The 9,704-nt window shown below is 47.9% G+C and carries 7 protein-coding genes; 2 read left to right on the top strand and 5 right to left on the bottom strand.

The genetic code is table 11. The features are described from left to right. Positions 1 to 371: 371 nt before the first annotated feature. A complete protein-coding gene (locus tag FJ023_07355) occupies positions 372 to 1,877 on the bottom strand; it encodes a DUF4070 domain-containing protein (protein ID MBM4447151.1) in 1,506 nt (501 codons plus the stop codon). Between the two features lie 431 nt (positions 1,878 to 2,308). Between FJ023_07355 and FJ023_07350 the strand changes: the two genes are divergently transcribed. Beyond that, positions 2,309 to 3,718: a glycosyl hydrolase family protein gene (locus tag FJ023_07350; GenBank protein ID MBM4447150.1), complete on the top strand. Its 1,410-nt coding sequence runs from the start codon at positions 2,309 to 2,311 to the stop codon at positions 3,716 to 3,718. Between the two features lie 165 nt (positions 3,719 to 3,883). Here the strand turns inward: FJ023_07350 and FJ023_07345 are convergent, their stop codons facing one another. Continuing rightward, on the bottom strand, positions 3,884 to 5,332 hold the full coding sequence (locus tag FJ023_07345) for a 4-hydroxybutyryl-CoA dehydratase (GenBank protein MBM4447149.1): 1,449 nt from the start codon (positions 5,330 to 5,332) through the stop codon (positions 3,884 to 3,886). 141 nt (positions 5,333 to 5,473) lie between these two features. Here FJ023_07345 and FJ023_07340 point away from each other — a divergent pair, with 141 nt between their 5' ends. Next, positions 5,474 to 6,337, top strand: coding sequence for a 3-hydroxyacyl-CoA dehydrogenase family protein (locus tag FJ023_07340; GenBank protein MBM4447148.1), 864 nt, complete (start codon positions 5,474 to 5,476; stop codon positions 6,335 to 6,337). Between the two features lie 6 nt (positions 6,338 to 6,343). Here the strand turns inward: FJ023_07340 and FJ023_07335 are convergent, their stop codons facing one another. Genes FJ023_07335 through FJ023_07325 form a run of 3 tightly spaced genes read right to left on the bottom strand, consistent with a single transcriptional unit; the run spans position 6,344 to position 9,658 of the window. Further along, positions 6,344 to 8,326, bottom strand: a complete 1,983-nt coding sequence (locus FJ023_07335) for a hypothetical protein (GenBank protein ID MBM4447147.1) — start codon at positions 8,324 to 8,326, stop codon at positions 6,344 to 6,346. Position 8,327: 1 nt separating this feature from the next. Continuing rightward, a complete protein-coding gene (locus FJ023_07330; protein MBM4447146.1) occupies positions 8,328 to 8,597 on the bottom strand; it encodes a hypothetical protein in 270 nt (89 codons plus the stop codon). A 59-nt stretch (positions 8,598 to 8,656) separates the two neighbouring features. Next, a complete protein-coding gene (locus FJ023_07325) occupies positions 8,657 to 9,658 on the bottom strand; it encodes a fumarylacetoacetate hydrolase family protein (protein ID MBM4447145.1) in 1,002 nt (333 codons plus the stop codon). Between the last annotated feature and the right edge of the window lie 46 nt (positions 9,659 to 9,704).

The following is a 9,704-nucleotide window of genomic DNA, read 5'->3' as shown; positions in this document are numbered from 1 at the left end:
CCCTTGAGTCCCTCTATCACTATCATGGCTTTGGTCTTAGGATCCCATTTTCTTCTTTTCATGGCTGTTTTCCTTTCAGCCATTTTACTCTCTTAGCTCAAGCCCTGTCTTAATGGGGAGCAGTATAGACCTTTATATTTATTATAGAAATCATTGATTATTGAATTTAATTCGAGATATACATCTTTCATATCTTTCTCCTTTTCATGACCTACTTCTTATTATAGGCAATTGTATGCGAAGGCAAAATGTGAGTAAAGAGGCTGTTCTTTTCGTTTGGTAGCTCCACCGGGGAGGGGGATATCTGGAACCATAGCCAATTTCTACGGGATTCGGTTTGGGTGGGCTGTTTGTTTATTTTACCGCAAGGCTCAGGAATTATTTAAAGCCAGGGTCCGAATGTAGCCCTTCACAATCTTACGGAAATGAAATCCGTATATTGAAAGCGTTACTGACATGGGGAGAGACTTTGGGTGTCTTAATAATGTCCAGCCGATGAGCTTCCAGTAGTATTTTCTTCCCTTTTCCTTGATTCCCAAGAACCACACAGACTTGACCAGCGCCATAAGATGTTCAAGCCGAGGTCGAAGTCCCTTTGTTCGCGTGGATTTGTATTGTTTCAGGAATGTTTTTACGCGTTCATAGTACTGCTTGGGTGCGTAGATGTTATCGATGATTTTGTAATAGCCTTTGATAAGAACTTTATAGTCCATTTTAGGAATGAAGTTAATAGAGCAATCGGTGTTGTCACCGGAGAATTCTGATAGTAGGCGGTTCTCCTTTTTCAGGCGGTGATATAGCTTTGTGCCGGGAGGCGCGTTTAATAAGCCGACCATTGCCGTGACAATTCCGCTTCTTTGAATGAAATTTATTAAGTTCTCGAAGGTTGAGGGCGGGTCATTATCAAAGCCGACAATAAATCCTCCGTGCACCTGTAAACCATAGCTCTGGAGCTTCTTAACGGAAGCTAGCAAATCTCGATTTCTATTTTGCGACTTCCCGCATTCGGATAGGCTCTCTTCGTTTGTAGTTTCAATTCCGACGAATACTGTGTTGAAATTGGCTTCGACCATCAATCGCATTAGCTCTTCATCGTCAGCGAGATTTACGGAGGCTTCGGTGAAGAGTGAGAAGGGATGCCTTTTTTCTTTCATCCATTTGCTTAATGCCGGGAGGATTTCCGTCTTCAGTTTCCTCTTATTACCTATGAAATTATCGTCGACAATAAAGACACTGCCCCGCCAGCCTTGTTTGCGCAGTGCCTCTAGTTCAGCCAATAATTGGTCTTTATCCTTTGTTCGCGGCATGTGTCCATTCAGCAGGACGATGTCGCAGAACTCACAATCAAAGGGACAACCTCGAGAATATTGAGCACTCATTGAGGAATATTTGCTCAGGTTAATAAGTTCCCAAGCTGGGACGGGAGTTGTTGTTATGTCCGGGTATTTATCAGATGTGTAAATATGTTTAGCACAGCCATCGCTCAAATCCTGTAAAAAGGATGGCAGCGTAATCTCGGCCTCATTAAGCACGAAATGGTCTATTCCATCGAATTCTTCATGTCCGGTAGTGAAAAGAGGGCCGCCGGCAACAATCTTAGCGCCCAATTTTTTACATTTCCTGATAACATCCTTCACTGAATCTCTCTGTATAGCCATAGCACTGATAAAGACGTAATCAGCCCATTCAATATCTCTGGCGTTCAAATTTGCCATGTTCATATCCACGAGCTTCTTTTCCCACTCTTTTGGTAGCATTGCTGCCACAGTCAACAAGCCCAGAGGAGGAAAAGCCGCCTTTTTAGAAATGAATTTTAAAGCATGCTTAAAACTCCAGAATGTGTCTGGATATTGCGGATAAACCAGAAGTATTCTCAAATTATGCCCTCACTATGTCCCAACATTGCCATGGGTATAAGTTATGGCAGAATATCATTCCGTTTGGGAAAAGTCAATTAGGATGCTGGCTGATGACCTAACCGGCTTACTGAGGGGGCGGAGCTTCATGATAAAATTAACCCAAAATTGTTGGAGGGAACGAATATAGCTATAAAGAAAGTTTGCGTTATCGGCTCGGGGACGATGGGCACGCCCACGGCTTCACTACGTAGTGGTTCCCCTAGTTCAACAAAGCCAGTTCAAACAGAACACTTTTGTTAACATTGTGTGGCGACATTGACGGGTGTTGATAAACCAATAAGAAGCTGAAATCACATGCAATTGAAATGGCAGTGTTAGACCTTCGCCTTAAGAATGGTATAATTCAGCTTGAGTGAAGCATTGACACCGTAAGGAGGTAAGACAGAAACTTGAGGAAACTGCTTTTTACACTGCTGATACTCGCCATAGTGTATTTTGGGGTGGTGCTCTGGTTCAGAGATCCCAACGTCAACATGCGCTTAGATTTCGACAAGCTTAAGAGCGACTCACTGCACTTCGGGAAAGATTTTCTCTGGGGCAGTGCTACAGCGGCTCATCAGGTCGAAGGCAACTGCACAAATAACAACTGGTTTCAATTCGAATCCGCTGTTGATGAACACGGCAAACCTCAGATATTGAACGGTCAGAAAGCTGGGATGGCATGCGACCATTGGCAGCGCTATAAGGAAGATATTCAGCTTATGAAGGCACTCTCGCTGAATGCTTATCGCTTCTCAGTCGAATGGAGCAAGATTGAGCCGAAGCCAGGAGAGTTTGATGAGGCGGTACTCGACCACTATGAACAGTTGGTGGATGAACTGCTGGCGAATGGCATTGAGCCGATGGTTACGTTGCATCACTTCACCAATCCCATATGGTTTGAGGAACAGGGGGCGTTCCTCCAAGAGGATTCCCCTGATATCTTTGTCAGATTTGTTGAACATGTTGTCCAGCGTTTAGGACCTAAGGTGAAACTATGGTGCACCATCAATGAACCGTCCATCTACGCTGTACTTGGATACTTCACAGCTGAGTGGCCTCCGGCCGTAAAAGACCCTCAAAAGGCAGCAATAGTCTTTCGAAACCTGCTGCGCGCTCATACGGCGGCTTACACTGCCATCAAGAGGCTCGAGCCACAAGCTCAGGTCGGGCTCGTCGTGTACATGGGGACCTATGACCCTCCCAATCAGTGGTACCTGCTGGATGTTGTGGTGGCCTACCTCCTCAATAAGAATCTGACTGAATCGCATTTCCCGTACCTTGTGGACGGGCGCTTCGATTTCTCAATGCCTGGCTTGGCAAACGAATCATACACAAGCGGGGTGAAGGAAGCCTTCGATTTCGTTGGCCTGAATTATTACACGCACTTCCACCGGCGGTTTAACCCTTTCAGTCAAGAGCAGTTTGTTGAAATTACACGCGCGCCTCCAGAGAAATTGACGGACATGGGATATGAGATTTACCCCGAAGGCTTATACCGTGCCCTCAAGCTGATAACTGGCTACACCTCTAAACCCATCTATATCACAGAGAATGGCATTGCTGATGACAGCGACACGAAGAGAGCCAAGTTCATCGAAGACCATTTGCTGGTTGTGAACAAGGCGATCTCTGAAGGAATGAACGTTAAGGGCTGTTTCTATTGGTCGCTGATGGACAACTTTGAGTGGGCATATGGGTTCGAGAGGCGATTTGGACTTTATCATGTTGACTACAGCACTCAAGAGCGGACGCTGCGCCAGGGGAGTCGTATATATCTGGAGATGATTCAGAAGAGTAAAGAGTCAGGTGTGAAATGACATATGGAATTCGAATGATAAGCAAAAACGCAGCAGGTTATTGCCAGGAGTTCCGTCTGTAGCTCAAGGGGGACGAGGAGATAGTCTGATAGTTTGGCATCGGACTACTTATACAACGTCAGCCCAAACGGAATACCTTTGTTAACACCGTGATGCAACATCAACCTATACCGATATTCCAGCCAGGGCTTTGGCTGATTTAATCGCCATCTCCCTGTGCGGCTGGAGTTTTGAAAGCTCGTAAATCATCATTTTGCACGCCTGCCCCGAGCCGCCTCCGTGCGTAGCTGAGTGCAATATCGCACCCAGCCCCCAGGAGATATTTTCAATCAGCCTTACTATACGAATCCTATGTTCAGCCGGTGCCTCGTCTACTCCCTTAAGAAATCTCTCTAGGTAATGTGCGATTTCTGGATTCTTCATCTCCTTCTCGCTGGGACAGCAGGCTAAAATGCCGCCGGTTATGTCCTCTGCCAGCCTTATCAGGTCAAACACTGCCTTAGATGCATAATACTTTGTGTTATTTGCCAGAACAGGGTCAGCGATGTACCCAGCGTGAGGCAGTTCAAACCCCCTGACAGCAGCAGCAATGCCACATGAATACATGGTTTCAGTTATCGCTATCATGTCTGTTATTTTGTCTTTTACATGTGCTGCCTGGTCCAGACCGTTATACTGTGCCATCAGTTGCACTCCACCAATGAGGACGTCAGCCCAGCCAGCTTTGCAGCCACCAGTGGTTGGCCGATGAGACGCGCCATAGAATCCGACCATGTCGTCAAAAACTTCCACTTCACCGCACAGGAATACCCGCTCCCAGGGAACGAAAACATTGTCGAATATAGCTACACACTCGTGAACTCCGTACCTGATGTTCCCTAGGTCTATCTCCACACCCTCTTTTCTGCGGTCGTCCTGAGATTGCCGCACCGAGATGTGAATAATCCCTTTGGCATTGCCCGGTACGGCACAGGCCACCGCGTAAGCTTCGGCCCCCTTGCGATGGGTGGTGCTGGGCAAGACCAGTTTCTCATGCGAGATCACCGCCCCGGTCTGATGTAATTTTGCCCCCCTTAGCACAATCCCATCCTTGCGTTTTTCCACCACCCGCAGGTACATATCGGGGTCAAGTTGTTTATCAGCAGGTATCTTTCGATTCCCTTTGGGGTCGGTTATCGCCGGACAGGCTAAGAGGTCATTTTTCTGCATATATTTCAGCCATTCGATGAGATTATGGTGATACGATGTCCCCTTGTCACTATCTACTTTGTGGGTGACGTACAGCAAGGGAGCGTAAGCATTCTGAATACATCGGAAAGAGCACATGCCTAGGCTCCGATTACAGTAGCGCGTTATGCTCACCTTGGCGACAAGGTCATCCACGCTTTGAGGTACGTGCTGGAACAGTGGTATTGGTTGACCGGTGAAATGTGATGTGGTAATTATCTTGTCCCGCATCTCTTTATCATGGGCGAGGTCATAAGTGGCAGCCACAGCATTTGCCGCTGCTCTTACTGAAGGATGATCCAGAGCATTGTTTATCTTTCCACCGTCAATATAGAGCGAGAAATTCATCTTCTTGATGCTTTCAAGGTATTCCTTACCGGTCTTCATCTCGCACCTCCTCTAAAGTGATTTTCGCATTATAGCACCAATTTGATGGGCTTCGCTAAACGGTATAATCAACGGCTTCCGAACTGCTTAGCGGCAAACAGAATTTCGTGGTAAAATTGACCAAAAACTTAGGGGGAACAAATGGCGATAAAGAAGGTATGCGTTATCGGCTCAGGAACGATGGGCAATGGGATAACTCAGGTAGTGGCTCAAGCAGGTTACGAAACAACGATGGTCGATGTGAAGCAGGAGTTCATCGACAAGGGAATGAGTGCCATAAAAGCCAGCCTGGGTAAATTTGTGGAGAAGAGCAGAATCGGCCAGACCGATATGGATAAGGCCATGGCAAATATTCGCACATCAATAGACTTGAAGGAGGCGGCTAGGGACGCCGACTACGTAATCGAGGCGGTATTTGAAAGGGCCGATGTTAAGACACCTATATTCCAACAACTTGAAGAGATATGCCCAAAGCAGACTATACTGGCATCTAACACTTCAGGCATACCTATAGGCTTACTAGCCTCGGCGACTAAACGCCCAGAAAAGGTTATCGGCATGCATTTCTTCAGCCCGGTGCCGATGATGAGGGGAATAGAAATAGTGAAGTCTTTGCTTACCTCGGAAGAAACGCTCAAGGTGAGCTATGAATTTGCCAAGTCCATAGGCAAGGAACCCGTGGTGGTTAAAGACTCGCCCGGTTTTGTAACCAACAGGATAATACCCTTGGTAATGAACGAGGGCGCCAAATTGCTAGAAGAGGGGTTGGCTACTATGGAGGACATAGATAAAATCGTAAGGATATCTTTTAACTGGCCTATGGGACCATTCGAGCTATGTGACCTCATTGGCATAGATGTAGGCGTAGACCTGCTCGAGGGAATTTACCAGCAGACCGGATGGGAAAGATATAAGCCAGCGCCGTTGCTCAAGAGAATGGTGGAAATCGGCTATCTGGGCAGAAAGGTCGGCAAAGGGTTTTATACCCTGTTTGGCCAGAAATAATGTGTTCTAATTGGCTGACTGCTTTCCTACATCCGAGACTAGGCTATCCAGCCCTAACTCTCTAAGTTTTCTAGCAGTAGGCAAGCTAGTCTTTTTGTCCCAGCCTCTTTCATCATAGTAGTCGTCCAGAAGGTGGCCTAAATCCTTCTTGGTCAAGGGGGTAGTTCCAAAGTAATCCTTCAGGACATACTCCTTGTCCATCCCTTTAAGAGGCTGGAACCATATTTCAGGTGGCTCATCATCTTTACGGTCGAAGCCAGCCCTGTAGTTAAGCAACTTCCACAGGTTCCACACACGTTCACTGGCCAACTTTAGATCAGTCGGCGTTACTTCAATTCCAGTAACAGCCGAGTATAACTCAGCCAGCATCCTAATACTGTAGAATCTGGAAATATAAAGCCGGTGGCATTGCCCAAACATATCGAACAGGTTGAAAAAATCCTCCCCATGCTTGGCTAGCCGCCCAACATTAAATGACTTCTCGGTAAAGATATGCCCTAGCACCTCCTCAGGGACTCCGCATCTGTCAGCCTGTTTTAGAAGTTCCTTCATCGGCCAGCCAGGGCTGTACGAAGGAGCACCCATAGCAGCAGCCACACCCAACGACCGACCGGGGTACACCATCATCTCAAATTGCATCGGCCCAAGTCCTGATATTCTCGGGTCTAGAATGACAAATTGTCCCTTAATTACATTCTGGACGTATTTTTCTACTCCTCTTCCAAGCCTACGAGCAGCACTGATGACACCATCGGCAAGTATATCACCAAAACCCTCCCTGAAAGCAGTCATCTTTGCTAAATTCAGAAGGGTGCCAAATTCCCGGTTCAATTCCATGCCGCCGGTGTCCTCTTTGGTTATTATCCCCTCCTCGTACAAGGTGACCACAAAGTCAATGAGCCCTTGGAAGCTATAAACTCTGTCAATACCATAGCGGTTTGTTAAGTCAAAGAAGTGCAAGGCATCTGCATATCTGTCCAGTGGGGAGCCTTCAGCCCGATGACCGAATGCCGGAGAGGCTGTCATTATCGCCCCGACGGCAAACACTGCGGTATCGTATGTCACCATGCCACGCTCAGATAGGTCAAGGCGGTCTTTATCGGACATGGGACAGGTTATGCAGGCGATTTTCTTACGGCTTCGTTTATGAAGCTCGTATATTTCTGCCTGTACTCCTTTCGCATTTGGTGGGAAGGGTATAAGCACCGATGAGTTCTTGGCCAGCGTTCCCTCTGGCACCCAGCCAGACGTCATGGTCATGGCGCCGCCCTGCATCATCTCATCACGCAGGTGATAACCTCTAACTAGAGTTAATATTTCGTCGACAAGTTTCTGCAACCTTTTGGGGTCAGCTACAGTAATCCCCTTCGTGCCCCGGACAGCAACTATAGCTTTAAGCTTTTTAGAACCCATCACCGCGCAAAGACCGCCCGAACCCAAGGTACCCCCTTTGTCAATTTGGGTCACTGAGATACTGACCAGGTTCTCCCCCGCCTGACCAATTGGGATTACACTGCACTGCTCATATCTTTGCCTCAGCTCGTCCGTGGTTTCAAAGACATCCATGCCCCAGAGGTCAGTGGCATCACATATTTCCACATCCTCATCATGGATTTTGAGGTACACCGGCTTATCTGATCGCCCTGTAATCACAAGGTGGTCATAGCCAGAGGATTTTAGGAAGTGACTGAAATGGCCGCCACCATTGGTATGAGGAAAGGAACCATTAAGAGGCGATTTATGTATAACCATCACCTCTGAGGAGCCTGGTATCATAGTGCCGTTAAACGGACCGGTGCCTATGATTATTGCGTTCTGAGAGGAAAACGGCCCTACATCTGGAGGTATGAGGTCGTAAGCGAGCTTATTGTTGATTCCAGCGCCGCCGATGTAGGTTCTAACCAGTTCAGCATCAAGCGGCTCTCTCCTTATACTACTATTGGTTAGGTCAACATAGAGGATGTTGCCAGCATAACCGTGGAGCCCCATTTTACGCTGCCCTTCTAACTCTTTGCCGAGTTAAAGCACCATATGGACAATAGGTAACGCACACCCCGCACCTGTCACAATCTTTGGTGAAAGCTATCTCGAATTCGTTGGGCTGATTGACCGACTTTTTAACCTGAATCCGGGCGGCGGATAAATTAAACGTGCCATCAAGCCTGAAAGAACAACTCAACATACAGGTCATGCAGCCAGCACATTCGGAGGCATCAGCATTTATTAAAAGGGTGCTTTTCTGGGTAACTCTGTCTGACATCCTTTATCTCTATGCTGGCTTAAGAGTATCTTGGTACACAAATGCTGTCAAGGCAGGCGTCAACGGATAAAAGTCCGCTTAGGCGGCTTCTCGCCCACCCGATTTCTCAGGATGCCGATGCCTTCCACCTCTAGCTCGATGACATCCCCCGGCTGAAGCCATCTGTTCAGCTCGCCACCACAGCCCCTCTCCACAGTTCCCGAGCCTAGAAAGTCGCCGGGGTAAAGTGTTTCCTCCATAGAGGCAAACTCAATAATCTGAGGCCAGGTCCAGTAACTGGTGCCGCTATTGCTGTCTGACCATACCTCACCGTTGATGCGGGCTATCATCCGCATGTTGCTGGGGTTCACCTCATCTGGAGTTACCAGACAAGGTCCCATAACGCTGCAGAAGTCCTTCCCTTTGACCGGGCCGAGGAGCACCGTCATCTCCTGTAACTGGATATCTCGAGCACTGGTATCATTGAATATCGTGTAGCCGGCGATGTATTCCTTTGCTCTTTCCCGTGGGATGTTCTTGCCTTCTTTGCCTATGTAGATGCCGTATTCTAGTTCGTAGTCTAGCAGGTCAGTGTAACTGGGCCAGGGGATGGTTTCTTCTGGGCCGATAACCGTGTCGGGATTACCTTTATAACACACAGGCATCTCATACCAAGCCTTATCCACCTGCTTCAGCCCAGAGAAGGTAACATGGCCTTCGAAGGTGATGTAGTCTCGAAGAGAGTTGGGTCGGGGCACCGGAGCTTTGAGCCTGACTTCCACCATCTCATAGACCATCTTTTCACCCCTCGGCCCCATGATAGGCGTTTTCGACCGCTGCTTTGCCACGTAGTCAATAGCTGTCTCGGCTGCCTCTCTGCCCTCCTGCCCACTGCGGAAAAAAGCAGTCATGTCGGGTGGCAATACTGCTGAAGCTATCTCATAAGCTCGGTGGCTGCCACGCTTGTCCGCCAAATAGCACGTGTAGCTCATGTTGAGATCAATTATCTTCCCCTGGCTTATCGCCCCGATGCGTTGCGCCGGCCCTACAGCGGTAACAACCTCGAAAGTCACCAGTTTCATTTTTTGCCTCCTTTCCCGCGCGTGCTTTCCACAGCTTAACAAAAGT

The sequence above is a fragment of the Chloroflexota bacterium genome, from assembly GCA_016875875.1.
Classification (GTDB): Bacteria; Chloroflexota; Dehalococcoidia; order GIF9; family UBA5629; genus 9FT-COMBO-48-23.
Note: the sequence above shows the minus strand (reverse complement) of the source record. Positions and strands in the feature narration are given on the sequence as shown.